This is a genomic window from Pseudomonas sp. Rh2, assembly GCF_040762985.1.
GTDB lineage: Bacteria > Pseudomonadota > Gammaproteobacteria > Pseudomonadales > Pseudomonadaceae > Aquipseudomonas > Aquipseudomonas taiwanensis.
The window spans coordinates 3,981,027-3,999,403 of record NZ_CP142890.1; the positions used below are offsets into that span (position 1 = coordinate 3,981,027).

13 protein-coding genes and 1 pseudogene are annotated in these 18,377 nt (G+C 64.1%); 8 read left to right on the forward strand and 6 right to left on the reverse strand.

Translation table 11 applies throughout. The features are described from left to right. Window positions 1–17: 17 nt before the first annotated feature. The 4 genes and pseudogenes from VXM67_RS18265 to VXM67_RS18280 all read right to left on the reverse strand — a co-directional run. Window positions 18–134 (reverse strand): annotated as a pseudogene (locus VXM67_RS18265) (type II toxin-antitoxin system MqsA family antitoxin); the annotation flags it as partial. Between the two features lie 87 nt (window positions 135–221). Then, a complete protein-coding gene (locus VXM67_RS18270) occupies window positions 222–1,547 on the reverse strand; it encodes an MFS transporter (protein WP_023381371.1) in 1,326 nt (441 codons plus the stop codon). Window positions 1,548–1,616: 69 nt separating this feature from the next. Beyond that, window positions 1,617–2,102: a response regulator gene (locus tag VXM67_RS18275; protein WP_023381372.1), complete on the reverse strand. Its 486-nt coding sequence runs from the start codon at window positions 2,100–2,102 to the stop codon at window positions 1,617–1,619. 172 nt (window positions 2,103–2,274) lie between these two features. Beyond that, on the reverse strand, window positions 2,275–2,748 hold the full coding sequence (locus VXM67_RS18280) for a sigma-70 family RNA polymerase sigma factor (protein ID WP_023381373.1): 474 nt from the start codon (window positions 2,746–2,748) through the stop codon (window positions 2,275–2,277). Window positions 2,749–2,964: 216 nt separating this feature from the next. Between VXM67_RS18280 and VXM67_RS18285 the strand changes: the two genes are divergently transcribed. The 3 genes from VXM67_RS18285 to VXM67_RS18295 are packed head-to-tail and all read left to right on the forward strand — an operon-like array spanning window position 2,965 to window position 7,521. After that, on the forward strand, window positions 2,965–4,143 hold the full coding sequence (locus VXM67_RS18285; RefSeq protein ID WP_023381374.1) for an efflux RND transporter periplasmic adaptor subunit: 1,179 nt from the start codon (window positions 2,965–2,967) through the stop codon (window positions 4,141–4,143). Next, window positions 4,144–6,108, forward strand: coding sequence for a MacB family efflux pump subunit (locus tag VXM67_RS18290; RefSeq protein ID WP_367237260.1), 1,965 nt, complete (start codon window positions 4,144–4,146; stop codon window positions 6,106–6,108). 3 nt (window positions 6,109–6,111) lie between these two features. Continuing rightward, window positions 6,112–7,521: an efflux transporter outer membrane subunit gene (locus VXM67_RS18295; protein WP_027908207.1), complete on the forward strand. Its 1,410-nt coding sequence runs from the start codon at window positions 6,112–6,114 to the stop codon at window positions 7,519–7,521. A gap of 101 nt (window positions 7,522–7,622) precedes the next feature. On the opposite strand, the gene VXM67_RS18300 is transcribed toward VXM67_RS18295, so the two are convergent. Next, complete coding sequence (locus VXM67_RS18300; RefSeq protein ID WP_027908208.1) at window positions 7,623–9,245, reverse strand: twin-arginine translocation signal domain-containing protein; 1,623 nt, start codon at window positions 9,243–9,245, stop codon at window positions 7,623–7,625. Between the two features lie 168 nt (window positions 9,246–9,413). Between VXM67_RS18300 and pvdM the strand changes: the two genes are divergently transcribed. The 5 genes from pvdM (at window position 9,414) to VXM67_RS18325 (ending at window position 17,313) form a co-directional block, all read left to right on the forward strand. Then, window positions 9,414–10,766: a pyoverdine-tailoring dipeptidase-like protein PvdM gene (gene pvdM / locus VXM67_RS18305; RefSeq protein WP_023381378.1), complete on the forward strand. Its 1,353-nt coding sequence runs from the start codon at window positions 9,414–9,416 to the stop codon at window positions 10,764–10,766. 8 nt (window positions 10,767–10,774) lie between these two features. Next, window positions 10,775–12,055: an aminotransferase class V-fold PLP-dependent enzyme gene (locus VXM67_RS18310; protein ID WP_367237261.1), complete on the forward strand. Its 1,281-nt coding sequence runs from the start codon at window positions 10,775–10,777 to the stop codon at window positions 12,053–12,055. 30 nt (window positions 12,056–12,085) lie between these two features. Then, window positions 12,086–13,006, forward strand: a complete 921-nt coding sequence (locus VXM67_RS18315; protein WP_023381380.1) for a formylglycine-generating enzyme family protein — start codon at window positions 12,086–12,088, stop codon at window positions 13,004–13,006. 106 nt (window positions 13,007–13,112) lie between these two features. Beyond that, window positions 13,113–14,762: a cyclic peptide export ABC transporter gene (locus VXM67_RS18320; protein ID WP_023381381.1), complete on the forward strand. Its 1,650-nt coding sequence runs from the start codon at window positions 13,113–13,115 to the stop codon at window positions 14,760–14,762. 106 nt (window positions 14,763–14,868) lie between these two features. Beyond that, complete coding sequence (locus VXM67_RS18325; protein ID WP_023381382.1) at window positions 14,869–17,313, forward strand: TonB-dependent siderophore receptor; 2,445 nt, start codon at window positions 14,869–14,871, stop codon at window positions 17,311–17,313. Window positions 17,314–17,396: 83 nt separating this feature from the next. On the opposite strand, the gene VXM67_RS18330 is transcribed toward VXM67_RS18325, so the two are convergent. Then, on the reverse strand, window positions 17,397–18,350 hold the full coding sequence (locus tag VXM67_RS18330; protein ID WP_023381383.1) for an alpha/beta hydrolase: 954 nt from the start codon (window positions 18,348–18,350) through the stop codon (window positions 17,397–17,399). Window positions 18,351–18,377: the final 27 nt, after the last annotated feature.

Sequence of the window (18,377 nt, forward strand, 5' to 3'; positions counted from 1 at the left end):
GGCTGTTGCAGGCCGACTCAGGGTGTCCTTATCTCTTCGAACAATTCTGGGCGACGATCGAGCAGTTTGAATAGCTCGATGAGTGCAACCGGTGGCCGCATCTTGCCATTTTCCCAACGGGAAAATGCGTGCACCCGCCACCCTAGACCGCGTGTGCAGTCATCGCTGAACACATCAGGAATGACCGTGGATTCTGCCTCGATGCCCCTGCTCCTCTAGGCTCATTTGTCAGCGCACATGACCGGCATAGGCTCGACGGCGAACGCCAAGGGCTCGCGACGCCCGAAATACAACGCGGTGAGCAATCCGACGGTGCCCATGATCAGACAAAAGCCGACACACACCCACGGGCTCCACGGCATCAGCGCGATCAATGCCAGCGGCGTGGTACTGGCCCACAGGGCATAGGCGACGTTATAGGTGAAGGAAATACCCGACACGCGGATCTGCGCCGGGAATAATCCGACCATGATCGACGGCACCACCCCCACCACGCCACAGCAAAGCCCTGCCAGCGCATAGGCGGCCCACACCGCGCCCCATTGCCCCACCAGGCTTGCGTACAGCACGCCGACACCCAATGGCAGCAACAGGCTGTAGACCATCAGCGCACGCCAGCCACCCAACCGGTCGACCAACAGCCCCGCCATCACGCAGCCTATATTGAGAAAGACGATGCCCACGCTGCTCAAGGCGAAGGTATGCCCGGCACTCATGCCGAAACGCTGCTGCATCACGGTCGGGGTGATCACCACCAGCACCACCACCGCCGAGGTCAGCACGCAGGTCAGCAATGCCGCCGGGATCAGCGCACGGCTATGCTCTGCCAGCACCCGTCGCAGCGGGAAGGCCACTGGCTGCTCCTGGCGCTCGCGCAGGGCCAGAAACACCGGGGTTTCACTCAGCCAGCGACGCAGCCACACGCCGATCACACCGAACACGCCACCCAGCAGGAACGGATAACGCCAGGCGTAATCGAGGATTTCCTGCGCGGTGAAGACCTGCGCCAGCAAGGTTGCGGTCAAGGCACCCAGCAGGTAGCCAAAGGTCAGCCCGGCCTGCAGGAAGCCCAGTGCATATCCCCGTCGCCCTGGCGGGGCGTGCTCGGCGACGAAAGTCCAGGCACTGGGCACCTCGCCTCCCACCGCGGCCCCCTGCAGGATGCGCAGCGCCAGCAGAATGAGTGGGGCGGCGTAGCCGATGTCGGCGTAGGTCGGCATCACACCGATCAACAGGCACGGCAGGGCCATCATCAGGATGCTCAGGCTGAACACCCGCTTGCGGCCCAGATGGTCGGCAAAATGCGCCATGAGAATCCCACCCAGCGGGCGGGCCAGGTAACCGGTCACGAAGATCCCGAAGCTTTGCAGCAAGCGCAGCCATTGCGGCATTTCCGGTGGGAAGAACAGCTGGCTCAGGGTCAACGCGAAGAACACGAAGATGATGAAATCGTAGATCTCCAGGGCGCCGCCCAGTGCCGCCAGACCCAGGGTCCGGTGGTCGCTGCGGCTGAACCGGGGCGCAGGAGCGGTGTGGTTGGCAGTCATGGCAGGGGTCCGCAAATCGGCAAAGGGCAAGAGGATAGCAAATGCTTACCCTTGGGTACCCCTTCAGGTTCAATGGGTCCGGCTGAATACGGTCGACGGGAAATGCTGGCGAGCGCGCGGAAACGCCAGATGGCTGGCGACGCTCGAAGGCAGGCCAAGCTTGCCGACCAACACTGGCGCATCGATGATCGCCATGAAAGAACCCAGCGCTTCGTCGTCCGGCACCTGGGGCAGGCTGATGCTGACCGCCTGGCGCTCGGCCGGCGGCACGTCTGGAACCGTCACAGACTGTGAGTGATAGAGCAAGGCGTGCTGAATCTGTGCGTTGACCCGGCAAAAGCGCTCAAGGTCGACCCCGCAGTGACTACCCAACTCGATATTGCCGACCAACAGGTTGAAAGGTTGCAGCGCGCACTGCACCAGGCGCTGCAGCTCTTCGAAGCTTTGCACCGGCGCGATCCGGAAATAGCCCAGGCCATTGAGCAGTCGCTCAAGGTGCAAGCGCTGGCTGGGGTGCTCGTCGGCGATAAGGATGCGCATCGTTTTGTTGGGCATCATCGGACCTGGGCAGTTAGCTAGTTAAGGGAAACTCCCTGACCAAACTGCGCCGACGAGGCAACTGCCGAAACCATGAATTCGGCAGGGTCTTCATTGATAGTTGTCGGGAACTTTCCAGAAATCAAGTTGCCGCGTACAGAATTTTCATTCGTGTTTCACCGGCTTTTCACTATTCCCATTGCCGCATGCGCAAGCGGCAATGCTTCATGGCGTTGACGATATGTTTTTCCACCATGCTTCGGGAAACGCCCAGCCGCTCGGCGATCTGCTGGTGTGAAAGGCCCTCGAGCTTGCGCAACAGGAAGCTGTCGCGGCAAGGCTTGCTCAATTCGTCCAGGGCCCTTTGCATCAGTGCCAGGCGCTGATCGAGCTGCATTTCCTGGGACGGTGCCTGAATGTGCCAGCGCTCGTCGCTGTCCAGCACGTCCAAGGGTTCGGCCTGGCGCACACGCTGACGCCGATGACGGTCTACCACTAGGTTGAGCGCGGTCCGGTACAGGAAGGCGCGCGGATGCTCGATCTGCTGCGCGTCGGTGCGCTCCAGTACCCGCAGGTAGGCATCGTGGGCAACGTCCTCCGCCGCCTGGCGACTGCCAAGGCGTGCGGAAAGGAAACTCACCAGTTCACGATAGTAATGTTCCACAGCGGCACCTGGCGTCGCCCTGCCCTGCCACAGGTGTGCGGGGACGCGGGAATATGTGATATCAGCGTGCAATCTTACAAATTATAATTATTCTCAGCAACACACAGCGGTACCCCCAACCTGGGTAAATCCCGCATGCTGATCTTCGTCTAACTGGGACCTCCCTGCGCGCCTCGACTGGCTGCGTGTGGCCATCACCCCTGGCTGGAAGTCCGCATGAGACGCTTACCCAACACTCGCCGCCGCATCCTCCTCGGTGGCCTGGGCCTGCTTGGCCTGGGCAGCCTGCTGGCCTGGAAGACCTTGCCATTCGACAACCAGCCGGCCAGCACGGTAACCGTCACCCGCGCCGATATCGAAAGCAGCGTCACCGCCCTGGGCACCCTGCAACCTCGTCGCTACGTCGATGTCGGCGCCCAGGCCTCGGGGCAGATCCGTCGCCTGCATGTCGAAGCGGGCGACCAGGTTCACCAGGGCCAGTTGCTGGTCGAGATCGACCCGTCAACCCAGCAGGCCAGGCTCGACGCCGGCCGCTACTCGATCGAGAACCTCAAGGCCCAGTTGGCCGAGCAGCGCGCCCAGTACCGCTTGGCCCAGCAACAGCTCAAACGCCAGCGCGACCTGGCCGCTGCTGGTGCCACCCGCGAGGAAGACGTGCAGGCTGCCGATGCCCAGCTCAAGGTCACCCAGGCCCGCATCGACATGTACCAGGCGCAGATCCTTCAGGCCCAGGCCAGCCTGCGCAGCGACCAGGCCGAACTTGGCTACACGCGCATCTACGCGCCCATGGACGGCACCGTGGTTGCCGTGGACGCCCGCGAGGGCCAGACCCTGAATGCCCAGCAACAGACGCCCCTGATCCTGCGCATCGCCAAGCTGTCGCCGATGACCGTCTGGGCCCAGGTCTCCGAGGCCGATATCGGCAAGGTCAAGCCCGGCATGAGCGCTTACTTCACCACCTTGGCCGGTGGCAAGCGCCGCTGGACCAGCACCGTGCGCCAGATACTGCCGATTCCGCCCAAGCCGCTGGAGCAGTCCAGCCAGGGCGGCGGCAGCCCGACCAGCGCCACCTCCGGCACGACCGGCAGCCAAGTCGTGCAGTACACCGTGCTGCTGGACGTGGACAACCCTGACGGGGCACTGATGGCCGAGATGACCACCCAGGTGTTCTTCGTCGCCGGCCAGGCCAGCCAGGTACTGACCGCACCGCTGGCGGCGCTGGACGACAGCGATGGTGACGGCCTGCGCATGGCCCAGGTACTCACCCGCGACGGCAAGGTCGAGCAGCGCCAAGTGCGCACCGGCCTGAGCGACCGGCTGCGGGTACAGATCCTCGACGGTGTCCGCGAAGGCGAACGCCTGCTCATCGGCGCCCCTGCCGCCAGCGGAGGTTGAATGTTCGCCCCCCTGATCGAGCTTCGCGACATCCGCAAAGTCTACGGCGGCCTCGACACACCCAAGGTCGAAGTCCTGCGCGGTATCAGCCTGCGCGTGCACCCTGGCGAATTTGTCGCCATCGTCGGCGCGTCAGGGTCTGGCAAATCGACCCTGATGAACATCCTCGGCTGCCTCGACCGCCCCAGTTCCGGCTGCTATCGCTTCGCCGGCAAGGACGTGGCCGAGCTGGACACCGACAAGCTGGCCTGGCTGCGACGCGAGGCCTTCGGTTTCGTGTTCCAGGGCTACCACCTGATTCCTTCGGGCTCGGCCCAGGAAAACGTCGAAATGCCAGCCATCTATGCCGGCTTACCGGCCAGCGAGCGCCACGCCCGCGCCGCCGCCCTGCTCGAACGCCTGGGCCTGGCCAGCCGCACGGGCAACCGCCCGCACCAGTTGTCCGGCGGTCAGCAACAGCGCGTTTCCATCGCCCGCGCGCTGATGAACGGCGGCCACATCATCCTCGCCGACGAACCCACTGGAGCCCTCGACAGCCACAGCGGCGCCGAAGTCATGGCCCTGCTCGACGAACTGGCCAGCCAGGGGCATGTGATCATCCTTATCACCCACGACCGCGAGGTGGCGGCACGCGCACACCGGGTGATCGAGATTCGCGACGGCTTGGTGATCAGCGATTCGGCCGACGACCAGCCACCGGTCAATCCGCACCGAGGCCTGCAGGCCGAAGACCTGCGCGAACGCCTGGATCGCGGCGCCACTGAGCGTGGCGCCTGGAAGGGCGAGCTGGTCGAAGCCTTGCAGGCAGCCTGGCGGGTCATGTGGATCAATCGCTTTCGCACTGCCCTGACCCTGCTCGGCATCGTCATCGGCGTCGCCTCGGTGGTGGTCATGCTGGCTGTGGGCGAAGGCAGCAAACGCCAGGTCATGGCACAGATGGCCGCCTTCGGCTCGAACATCCTCTACCTCAACGGTCGCCACGCCACCCTGCGTGAGCCCGCCGGCGTGGTGACCCTGGACGATGTTGCGGCGATTGCCGAACTGCCCCAGGTGACGCGGATCATGCCGGTGATCGGGGACGACGTGATGGTGCGCCACGGCAACAACAACCAGAAATTCTACGTCGGCGGCAACAATATCGAGTTCCCCTACATCCTCAATTGGCCGGTGGTCCAGGGCAGCTTCTTCAGCGACAGCGACGAACGCACTGGCGCCGCCGTCGCGGTGATCGGCCAGAAGGTACGCGACACGCTGCTCGAACCTGGCAGCGACCCGATCGGCCAGTACCTGCTGCTCGGCAACGTACCGTTCCAGATCGTCGGCGTGCTGGCCGGAAAAGGCGCCAGCTCCGGCGACCAGAACAGCGACGAACGCATCGTCGTGCCCTACTCGGCAGCGTCCATTCGCCTGTTCGGTACCCAGGACCCGGAATACGTGATCATCGCCGCCCGAGATTCGGCACGAGTGGCCGAGACCGAAGCAGCCATCGATCACCTGATGCGCCAGCGTCACCAAGGTAAGCAAGACTTCGAGCTGACCAACGACGCCGCACTGATCCAGGCCGAAGCCCGCACCCAGAACAGCCTGTCGCTGATGCTGGGGGCGATCGCCGCGATCTCCCTGCTGGTCGGCGGCATCGGGGTGATGAACATCATGCTGATGACCGTGCGCGAACGCACCCGCGAGATCGGTATTCGCATGGCCACCGGCGCCCGCCAGCGCGACATCCTGCGCCAGTTCCTCAGTGAGGCGGTGATGCTGTCGATGGTCGGCGGCCTGACCGGCATCGCACTGGCCTTGGGCATCGGCGCAGGCCTGATGCTTGCCGGGGTCGCCGTGGCCTTCGCCCTACCCGCCATCCTCGGCGCCTTCGCCTGCGCCGTAGTCACCGGCATCGTGTTCGGCTTCATGCCGGCCCGCAAGGCGGCGCGTCTCGATCCGGTCAAAGCCCTTACCAGCGAATAACCCATGACATTGCCAAGCCGCATCAGCCTGCTGACCCTGAGCCTTTGCCTCGCCGCCTGCAGCACACCGCCACCGCCCGAAAGCGGCATCGCACCACCGGATAACTGGCAAGGAGAGACCGGTGCTGCCGGGCTCACCCTGCCACAGACGAAGTGGTGGAAAGCCTTCGCCAGCCCCGAACTGGACCGTCTGGTTGAACGTGCGCGGCGCAACAGCTACGACCTGGCGGCTGCCACCGCACGTGTACGCCAGGCCCAGGCCCGCGCCGTGATCGCCGGCGCGCCACTGCTGCCGGCGTTGAACTTCGGGTTTGAAGGCAGCCGACAGCACCTGCTGCGGGGCGACGGCAGCGACCAGCTCGATGTCAGCAGCAGCGAACGCACCAGCACCTCGTTTGGCACCACGCTCAGCGCGACCTACGAGATCGACTTCTGGGGCGGCCTGCGCGCCGCACGCGACAGCGGCCTGCATGGCCTGGACGCCAGCCGCTTCGACCGCCAGACTGTGGAACTGACCCTGGTCAGTGCCGTTGCCGATAGCTACCTGCAAGGGCTGGCACTGGATGAGCAACTGCGCATCGCCCGCCTGAACCTGCGCAATGCGCGGGATGTGCTGGGCCTGGTCGAGGTGCGGCAGCGCTCTGGCTCGGCCACGCGCCTTGAGTTGGCGCAACAACGTAGCCTGGTGGCCGCCCAGGAGCGCCAACTGCCGCTGCTTGAGCAACGCCAGCAGGACAACCGCGTCACGCTGGCCACCCTGCTCGGCGACCCCGTGCAACATTTGCCCGGCAGCGACGAGCGCATCGACACGGTGCAGTGGCCGGCAATTGGCAGCGGTATGCCCAGCGACCTGCTGACCCGCCGGCCAGACATCGCAGCCGCCGAAGCGCGCCTGGCGGCCGCCAGCGCCAATGTGCAGGTCGCACGGGCCGCCCTGCTACCAAAGCTGACCCTCGGCGCCGAGTTCGGTTCGGGGGCCCGCACCCTGCCCCAGGTCTTCGACAGCCCGTACTACACGCTGACCTCCGGCCTGGTCGCGCCGATCTTCAACAACGGCCGACTGCGGGCCTCGCGTGAATTGGCCGAGGCAGAGCAAGAGGAGTTGCTCGAGGCCTATCGCAGCAGCATCCTGGCCGGCTTCGCCGACGTCGAGAAAGCGCTCAACGCCATCCATGGCGTCGACCGGCAACGGCAATGGCAGGATGAGCAAGTGCAACAGGCCCGCCTGGCCTTCGACCTCGCCCAGCAACGTTACGGTGCCGGAGCCGAAACGCTGCTGACGGTGTTGGAAACCCAGCGCACGCTGTACGAGGCACAGGATCAGCAGGCGCAGTTGCGCTTGGCGCGATTGCAAGCGAGCGTGGCCCTGTACAAGGCACTGGGTGGCGGCTGGCACGTGAAAACAGCCCAGTGAGTACACACGGGGCTGCTGTGCAGCCCTTTCGCGACGCCTGGCCGCTCCCACGAATAGTTCGATGCCACGAAGGTTGGAGATCAATCCAACCCATGGCGCACTCAGGCCAGCAATCCCTTCAATGAAAGATGCCGCGCATACCACGGCCGTTTCGGCACCTGGCGCATGAACCCGGCCAACTTGCCTTCGTCCTCGCCAAAGATGATGCGCAATGCCAGCTTCATGGTCTCGACATCCATCTCCACCGACCTGCCCGGCCTTACCCCAGGCACTGTACTGCAGCCATGGGTATCCGGCCCCAGCCAGGGGTCAGCCACCTCCACCCAGCGCCCCGGCGCAAACCACGGCACGCCGTTGACCTGCATCCGGCTGACTTCGCCCGGGTGAAAACGCTCATGGGCGGCGAACCAGTCCTCCACGCGATCGTCGATCCAACCATGAAACCGCCAGAACACCGGGTGCACATGGGACGAGAACGGGTCGCCCAAAAAGTCGTTTTCCGCTGCATACCAACGCGGCGCAAAGTCATCCAGCTCGCGGGCCAGCGGCACCGGCGCGCCGTTGGAGGGGTCGCGCGGCACCGACGCCCAGCGCATGTGCAGCCAGTCGTGCAGGCCCAGCTCCATCTCCGAGCCCAATTGCCCCAAGGTCATCCGCGACAAGTAACGCGGGTCGCGATACCGAGACTCCCATACCGCGAAGTTGCCATGGAACGTCTCGGCACGCTTGATGCCGTTGACCCACTCGCTGAACGCATCGTCCCCCGGCGCCAGCCAGGTCGGCGGCACCGAGCAGCCGTCGAGGTTATCGAAGTAACGGGCAAAACCCAAGCGGTCGCGTTCAAGCTCCGGCTGCGGCAACGGAAAGCTCGACCACGACGGCAGCGGCTGCAGCGCACGGGCCGCAGCGAGCATGTGCCGGTGCATGAAGAAAAAGTCCTCGCCCGAGCCGTTGCGGTCCTTGAGTTTGCCGCGCGCATCACGCTCGCGCTCACGAGGGCCAGGTTGCCACCCCAGGCCGCGCAGGGCATTGCGCTTTTCCTCCGAGAGGTTGTGCCACTTGTCACGCGAGGCATGCCACAACTGGTGGAACAGTCGGTGCTCGGGGGAAATCAGCCAGTCCAGCAAGGCCGGCTCAAGGCCAATGGTCTGGCGCGCTTCGGGGAAGCGCTGGCCAATGGCGACGAAGCGGTTGTCCTGCAACGGCAGCGCCAGGGACCGGTCCAGCGCGGCAATCTGCCCACTCAGGGTCTCGCTGCCGGCATTGCCGAACTCGCCCCACACCTGATCCAGGGTGATCGCCATTTCATAACCTCGATGGCTCGCATCCGTTGGCATCAGGCGCCAGTAAAGGCGATTGGAATCGGACTCGGCCAGGTCACCGATCAACTGGTAACGCGGCGCCTTTTCGCTGCGCAGCCGTTGTGCCGTGTCAAGGCAACCGCGCACGCCACGTCCTCGCGCGGCAACGTCGATGAACAGTTCAAGCTGCTGAGCCGGCAGACCCGCAAGCCCGGCATCGGCCCCTTCGAAGCGGATAGCCCAGATACCGCGCAGGCGGTTACCCAGGCGTTGGCCGGCGGTGTCGGCAAGCTCCACGCTGGCCTCCCCCGGGGTGACCGGAAACTCATCCCTGGTCAGCTCGCGGTGCGCATAGTGGACCGCCGGCAGGGCCGCGCCCGCCAGGGCCACACCGGTCATGAAACCTCGTCGAGAAATCGTCATTACCCTACCTGTGTCCGCCATGAAGCAGGCGCTGTCCCAGCAAGGACGTATGCTCCCCGGCGAAATTTAGCCAGGTCGTCGCTGCCCCTCGCTAAATTTCCTCCCGCCACGCTCGTCCCTCCCAGACAGCCCAAGCCCCGGCATTCGCGGACCTGAAACGAGATGGCAATGACACAACCTCGCTGGAAGAAAACCTTGTACATCGGTGTGCCCCTGGCCCTGCTGCTCGGTGCCGGTGGCTACCTGGCCTGGAACCAATGGCTGAACCCCGCCCCGCACTACCCGCGCGAGGTGATCAAGCAGGCCGACGAGCTGCAGGATCGGCTGATCTCCTTCGACAGCCACATCACCCTGCCGCTGGACTTCGGTACCCATGGCCAGGAGGCGGACAAGGATGGCGACGGCCAGTTCGACCTGGCCAAGGCCGCCAAAGGACGATTGTCCGGCGCCGCCTTGACCCTCTTCGGCTGGCCGGAAATCTGGAACGGCCCCGATGCACCGCACCGGCCGACCGCAGGGTTTGTCGAGGAGGCCCGTAATCAGCAGGAGGTGCGCTACAAGATCATCTCCGGCCTGGTGCGCGACTTCCCCAACCAGGTCGGTATCGCCTATACCCCCGACGATTTCCGCCGCCTGCACGGCGAAGGCAAGTTCGCCATCTTCATCAGCATGCTCAACGCCTACCCGTTGGGCAACGACTTGAACCTGCTGGACAAGTGGGCCGCACGGGGTATGCGCATGTTCGGCTTCAGCTACATCGGCAACAACGACTGGGCCGACTCCTCGCGCCCGCTGCCGTTCTTCAACGACTCACCCGACGCCCTGGGTGGTCTCTCACCCATCGGCAAGCAGGCCGTGCAAAGGCTCAATGACCTGGGGGTGATCATCGATGTCTCGCAGATGTCCACCCAGGCCTTGGAACAAGTCAGCGCCCTGAGCCGCGCGCCCATCGTCGCCTCGCACTCTGCGCCACGGGCGATGGTCGATATCCCACGCAACCTCAGCGACCGCGAGATGCAACTGATCAAGAACAGCGGCGGCGTGGTGCAGATCGTCGGCTTCTCCGGCTACCTGCGCCCGCTCACGCAAAAGACCCAGGACAAGCTCAACGCCCTGCGCGCCAAGTTCGACCTGCCACCGCTGCCCAACCTGGCCATGGCCCTGATGCCCGGCGACCCGATCATCGCCGCCTGGCCCGAGCAGCGTTTCGGCAGCTACGCCAGCCAGCTGTACGCCATTCTCGACGAAGAACCCAAGGCCAGCCTCAAGGACCTGGGCGATGCCATCGACTACGCCGTGCGCAAGATCGGTATCGACCACGTCGGCATCGCCTCGGACTTCAACGAAGGGGGTGGCGTGCGAGGTTGGGAGGATGTGAGCCAGGTGCGCAACGTCACCGCCGAACTGATCCAGCGTGGCTATAGCGAAGCCGATATCGCCAAGCTGTGGGGCGGCAATTTCCTGCGTGTCTGGGCCCAGGTTGAAAAGGCCGCCAGCCCTTCTCTTTCCTCTACCCGGTAAGCGCAACCATGAGCGACCGCCGTACTTTTCTCAAACAGGCCAGCCTGCTCGCCGTTGCCCTGCCCTTTGGCGGCGGCCTCGGCCAAGCCCTGGCCAATCCAGCAAAACCATCGACCCAGGGTAACCAATGGACGCAGTTGCGTCAGCTGTTCAACCAGGACCCGGACTACCTGCATCTTTCGAACTTCCTGATCACCTCGCACCCTAAACCGGTGCAGGACGCCATCGATCGCTACCGCGCCAGCGTCGATCGCAACCCAGGCCTGGTCATGGACTGGGACCGCCAGGAACCCTGGCAGCACGAGGCCCGGGTTCGCGCGTGGGCGGGCAAGTACCTGCAGGCACGCCCCGGCCAGATCGCCCTGACCGGCAGCACCACCGAAGGCCTGGCGATTATCTACGGTGGCCTGCACGTGCGCCCGGACCAGGAGATCCTGACCACCGTCCACGAGCATTCCGCCGCCGAGGCGGTGCTTGACTTTCGCACCCAGCGTCAAGGTACCCAAGTGCGCCGAATCCGCCTGTTCAAGGACCCGGCCAAGGTCAGCACCGACGAGATCGTCGGCAACATCGACCGCGCCATTCGCTCCAACACACGGGTGCTGGGCATGACCTGGGTACAGTCGGGTAGCGGCGTGAAGCTACCCCTGGCGGAAATCGGCGCGGTGGTCGACCGGCACAACCGCGACCGCGCCGAGGTCGATCGCATCCTCTATGTGGTCGACGGCGTGCATGGTTTTGGCGTGGAAGACCTGAGCTTCCCGCAGATGAACTGCGACTACTTCATCGCCGGCACCCACAAGTGGATGTTCGGCCCGCGTGGTACCGGCATCGTCTGTGCGCGCAGCGAACAACTCAAGGACATCACGCCGCTGATCCCGACCTTTTCCCAGGACACCGATTTCGCCACCAGCCTCACCCCTGGGGGTTACCACGCCTTCGAGCACCGCTGGGCATTGGACGAGGCGTTCAAGCTGCACTTGCAACTGGGCAAGGCCGAGGTCCAGGGCCGTATTCACCAGCTCAACAGCTACCTCAAGCAGCGCCTTGGCGAACACCGCCAGGTCGAACTGGTCACCCCGATGACTGCGCAACATAGCGCAGGCTTCACCTTTTTCCGAGTCAAGGACCGCGACAGCGACAAGGTCGCCGCCGCCTTGCTGCGGCAGAAGGCGATCGTCGATGCGGTGTACCGCGACGTCGGCCCGGTCATCCGCACCGCACCCGGCCTGCTCAACGACGAAGCGCAGATCGACCGTTTCATGACACTGCTCAGCGCCCAGCTGTGACGCCCGAATTCCCTTCGCACGAGACGACTCATGAACCCTGAACCCCACGTACGCCACCGCCGCACCCTACCGGTCCTCGCGCCGCTGGCACTGCTCGCCCTGCTCACCGCCAGCGCCTGGGCTCAGGCGGGCACGCCCAAGCCCGGTACTGTCTTCAAGGACTGCGAGAAAGACTGCCCGGAGATGGTGGTCCTGCCCACCGGCTCGTTCATGATGGGCACCCCCGATGACGAAGTCGGACGCCAGGCCGATGAAGGCCCGCTGCACAAGGTCACCTTCACCAAGCCCTTCGCTATCAGCCGCTTCCCCATTACCTTCGCCGAGTGGGACGCCTTCATCCAGGCCACCGGCTACATGATGCCCAGCGGTGACGAACGCCCTGGCCGCCTGTGTCAGGCCGGCACCGCCACCCAGGGTGGCCGCCCCACCTATGGCGGCAACTACCCGGTGACCAGCCGCCACCCTGCCGTGTGCATGAACCTCAAGGAAGCCCAGGACTACGTCGCCTGGCTGTCGAACAAGACCGGTAAGCCCTACCGCCTGCCCAGCGAGTCGGTCCGCGAGTACGCCGCCCGTGCTGGCAGCACCGGCCCGTTCCCCTTCCCCTTCGACGAAGGCAAGGAGTACAGCATCGCCAAGCACGCCAATACCTACGGGCCGGCCGACGGCTACAGCTACACCGCGCCGGTCGGTAGCTTCCCGGCCAACGCCTTTGGCGTGTACGACATGCACGGCAACATCTATGAGTGGACCGCCGACTGCAAGCACGACAACTATGTTGGCGCGCCGAGCGATGGCAGCCCATGGCAAGAGAAAGACTGCAGGTTCCAGAGCATTCGCGGCAACGACTATGGCGAGGCCCCGGTGTTCTCTCGCTCCGGTAATCGCAACGACCTCTACCCCAACGAACGCGGCGATTGGATCGGCTTTCGTGTAGTACGCGATCTCTGAACGACAAAGGGGCGCAAGGCGCCCCCCAGAGGCGCGCTAAATTCCCCTGCCCACCAGTCGTCCTACAGGGAGCCCACAGCCATTTTCCAAAGCGGAACCCTGCCCCATGACTCAGCCTCCCCGCGGCGCCCTCAGCGAACTGTTCGCCCTGCTCAGACCCTTCTGGCCCATCGTTGCCCTCTCCATCGTCCTGGGGATGGTCGGTGGCCTTAGCGTCACCGCGCTGCTCGCCAGCATCAACAACGCCCTGCATAGCGGCGGCAACATCACCAGCACCGCCATCGCAGCCTTCGCCGGCCTGTGCCTGCTGGCCCTGACCTGTTCGATCAGCGCCGACATCGGCACCAACTACGTCGGCCAGAACATCATCGCCAAGCTGCGCAAGACGCTGGGCGAGAAAACCCTCGCCGCCCCCATCGAGCAGATCGAGCGCTACCGCAGCCATCGCCTGATCCCTGTGCTGACCCACGATGTCGACACCATCAGCGACTTCGCCTTCGCCTTCGCCCCGCTGGCCATCTCGATGACCGTGACGCTCGGTTGCCTGGGCTACCTGGCCATGCTGTCCTGGCCAATGTTCCTGTTGATGGTGGTGGCCATCGCCATCGGCAGCGCCGCCCAGTTCGTCGCCCAGGCCAGCGGCGGTCGTGGCTTCGCCACCGCCCGTGAAGCCGAGGACACCCTGCAGAAGAACTACAGCGCCATCGCCGAAGGCGCCAAGGAACTGCGCATCCACCGTCCTCGCCGCAACCGCATGTTCAGCCAGGGCGTGCAGGCCACCGCCGACTTCATCTGCAAGACCCAGATCAAAGCCATCAACACCTTCGTGGTAGCCAAGACCTTCGGCTCGATGCTGTTCTTCGTGGTCATCGGCATGGCTTTGGTGCTGCAGTCGCTGTGGCCCAGCGACGATAAGACTGTGATGAGCGGCTTCGTGCTGGTGCTGCTGTACATGAAAGGCCCGCTGGAACACCTGATCGGCACCTTGCCCATCGTCAGCCGCGCCAAGGTCGCCTTCGCCCGCGTCGCCCAGCTGTCCGAGCAGTTCTCCTCGCCCGAGCCGCACCTGCTGCTCGACGCCAAGGCCAGCAAGCCCGAGCCGGTGCACAGCCTGGAACTGTTCAACGTAGGCTACGCCTTCCCGCCGGTCGAAGGCAGCGAGCCGTTCCGCCTGGGTCCGGTCAACCTGCGCATCGAGCAAGGCGACATCGTTTTCATCGTCGGCGAGAACGGCTGCGGCAAGACGACCCTGATCAAACTGCTACTGGGCCTATACGCCCCGCACCAGGGCGAGATCCGCCTCAACGGCAAGGCCATAGACCCGAGCAACCGCGACGAATACCGCCAGCTGTTCACCACCATCTTCGCCGACTACTACCTGTTCGACGACGTGGTCGAAGGCGACCTGCACATCCCCGACGACGCCAACCGCTACCTGCAACGCCTGGAGATCGGCCACAAGGTCAGCGTGCGCGACGGCAGCTTCACCACCACCGACCTGTCGACCGGCCAGCGCAAGCGCCTGGCCCTGATCAATGCCTGGCTAGAAGAGCGCCCGGTACTGGTGTTCGACGAGTGGGCGGCAGACCAGGACCCGACCTTCCGCCGCATTTTTTACACCGAGTTGCTGCCCGACCTGAAACGGCTGGGCAAGACCATCATCGTCATCTCTCACGACGACCGCTACTTCGATGTAGCGGACCAGTTGGTGAGGATGCACAGCGGCAAAGTGAGCTCATCCCCCGTACCGGCCTGAGACGACAAGAAAAAACAGCGACAGGTTCTTTCCGGAATTTGTCGCTGAATGCGTCTTCTTATCAACAACCAAAAAAATCTGCCGTTCACTTACATGAGCATTTGAAATGTCGCCCGTCCACAAACCCTTCAGCCTCGCCAGCCTCGTCATGCGCTGCACCCTGCGCTTCAAGCCTCTGCCTCGCTTCGGCCTGCTCCTTGCACTGCCCATTGCCGCCCAGGTCCAGGCCCAGGAAGCCAGCTTCGACATCCCGGCCCAGTCACTGGCCAGCGCCTTGCAAACATTCGGTCGCCAGGCCGACATGCAGATCCTGTTCAACCCCGATGACGTCAGCGGACTCACCAGCCAGGCGGTGAAACAACGCGCAGAACCGGCCCGCGCCCTGGCCCTGTTGCTGGGCGGCACCGGCATGACCTTCACCCTGCAAGGCAACCCGCAGGTGATCCTGCTGCGCAAGGGCAACAGCGCTGACCTGGAACTGGCACCGACCAACATCAGTGGCGCGTCCCTGGGCGAGACCACCGAGGGCACCCACGCCTACGCTACCGGCCGCTCCAGCACCGCCACCAAGCTGCCGATGTCCCTGCGTGAAACGCCGCAGTCCGTGACCGTCGTCACCCGCCAGCGCATGGACGACCAAAACATGCAGAACCTCGACGACGTGATGAAGAACGCCACTGGCATCACCATCGTCAAGAACGGCGGCGAGCGTTCGATCTACCAGGCTCGCGGGCAGTCGGTGGACAACCTGCAGATCGACGGCGTACCGACCAACATCGGCAACGCCTACTCGATGGATGCCCAATCCAAGCCAAACACCGACATCTACGACCGCGTGGAGATCGTGCGCGGCGCCACTGGCCTGATGGAAGGCGCGGGCAACCCCTCGGCCTCCATCAACCTGATCCGCAAGCGCCCGACTGCCGAGCGTCAGGCCCTGATCGAAACCTCGGTCGGTTCCTGGGACAACTACAAGACCATGGTCGATGTGTCCTCGCCACTGAACGAAGCCGGTACCCTGCGTGGCCGCTCGGTGATCTCGTACAACAATGCCAACAGCTACTTGGACACCGCCCAGAAGGAAAACCAGCTGTTCTACGGCATCCTGGAGGCTGACCTGGACGAGTCGACCGTGGCCACCTTCGGCTTCACCTACCAGAAAGAACGCAACTCCGGTTACGACTGGTCGGGCCTGCCGACCAAGGAGAACGGCGAGTTCTACCCAATCTCCCGCTCCACCTCGCTGACCGGCGACTGGAACCACCTGGACAAGCGCAACACCACCCTGTTCGCCGATGTCCAGCACACCTTCGACAACGGCTGGAAAGGCGTGATCGCCGTCAACCAGATGTGGGCCAAGTCGGACTTCCTGGGCAACTACACCTTCCCTGGCGGTGGCACCGACCTGTATACCCTCAACCCTCGCCTGTTTCGTTACGACGACACCCAGACCAGCATCGACGGCTACTTCACCGGTCCGTTCCAGCTGCTTGGTCGCCAGCATGACCTGATCGTCGGCGGTAACTGGAACAAGGACGACTTCGACTACCATGGTGGACGCGATGCCACCTACCGCTACATCGTCGACATGAACAACCTCGGTGCGTTCGACCCGCCAAAGCCGGAAAACCTCAACGTCAACCAGTGGAAGTACAACCGTACCCAGGAACAGAAAGGTATTTATGTCGCCAGCCGCTTCAGCCTGACCGACACCACGAAGTTCATTCTCGGCAGCCGCCTGAGCTGGTACAGCTTCGACACCTTGACCGACACCAATGGCATCCGCGAAGACAGTGACCATGGCCACTTCTCCAAAAGTGGCGAAGTCACGCCATACGCAGGCCTGATTCAGGAGCTGAACGAAAACTGGTCGGCTTACGCCAGCTATACCGAAATCTTCAAGCCGCAAGACAATCAGGCTGCCGACGGCAGCATGCTCAAGCCGATGACTGGCAGCAACTACGAGATCGGCCTGAAGGGCGAATTCTTCGACAAGCGCCTGCAGACTTCCATCGCAATCTTCCAGGCTGACCAGACCGGCCGTGCCGAACTGGTCGCTGAAACCATTTGCCCCGACGGCTGCTACCGCGCCTCCGACAAGGTCCGCAACAAGGGTATCGAGCTTGAGCTCAACGGCGAGATCCTGCCGGACTGGAACCTGTCCGCGGGCTACACCTACACCCAGTCCAAGTACATCGGCGGCGAGCAGAAGGGCGAAGACTTCAACACCGCCTCGCCACGTCACCTGTTCAAGCTGGCCACCGACTACCGCCTGCCAGGCGCGCTCAACCACCTGCGTGTGGGCGGCAGCTTCTATGCGCAGAGCAAGATGACCCAGACCGAGGTCGGCGAGACCTACAAGATCCAGCAGGACGCCTACCACCTGACCAACTTGCACGCGATCTACGAGATCAACAAGAACCTCGAAGTCCAGTACAACCTGGATAACGTATTCGACAAGAAGTACTACCAGACCCTCGGTAACCCGAACTACTGGAACTTCTACGGCGAACCGCGCAACTTCAACCTGGCACTGCGCGCCAAGTTTTGATCAACGCTTGAACCCTTCGGGGCCGCCCTGCGGCCCATCGCAGGCTTGGCCAGCGATGGGCTGCAAAGCAGCCCTCTTGAACCTTAACCGACATGCATCAACCGCCGCTGCAACGCCTCGGCGATCACCTCCAGCGCCTCCTGCGCTTCGTCCACCAATGCATCCATGCGCATGAAGTCATGGGTCATGCCTTCGTACACCCGCTCCTGCACCTCGACTCCCGCTGCGCGCAGGTGCGCGGCATAGGCGCGGCCTTCATCGAACAGCGGGTCGCATTCGGCGAGCAACAGCAACGCCGGCACGCGCAGCCGCTCAGGTGCTTCCAGTAGCGGCGAGAAGCGTGGGTCGAAGCGGTCGTCGGCGCTGCGCTGGTACTGCTGGTAGAACCACTCCAACGTGTCGGCCTCCAGCAAGTGGCCAGTGGCGTAGCGTTGAACCGAAGCGTGCCAGCGGCTGGCATCGGTGACCGGGTAGATCATCACCTGCAGGCATGGCGCCACCGGCGCGTGATTGGCCACCACCGCCGCCAGGCTGCCTCCGACACTGTCACCGGCGATGGCCAGGCGCTCCCCGTCGATGCCGATACTGGCGCCCTGGTCCAGCAACCAGTGCCAGGCATCCAATGCGTCGTGCACCGCGGTTGGAAAACGCCACTGCGGCGCCAGCCGGTAGGCCACCGACAGCACCACGCACCCGGACAGCGCTGCCAGGGTGCGGCACAGGGCATCGTGGGAGTCCAGGCTGCCGACCACGTAGCCACCACCGTGGAAATACAACACTCCAGGCTGCAGGCGCTCACGGTCGATGCCGTGGGCACTGTACAACCGCGCGTGCAGCGGTGTGCCGTCGCGGGCGGGAATCTGCAACGCCTCGATGTGCTCAAGGTCGTCGCCGCCCGTACTCATCAACAATGACGATTGGTCGAACGCTTCGCGGGCTTGTTCAGGGCTGGCAGCGTGCATCGCCAACGTCTTGCCTTCGGCGCGGCCGGCTTCGACCAGCTGCAGGTAGGCAGCGATATCAGGGTTCAGGGACATGGGAATGCTCCAGGCCGGTCGGCGCAA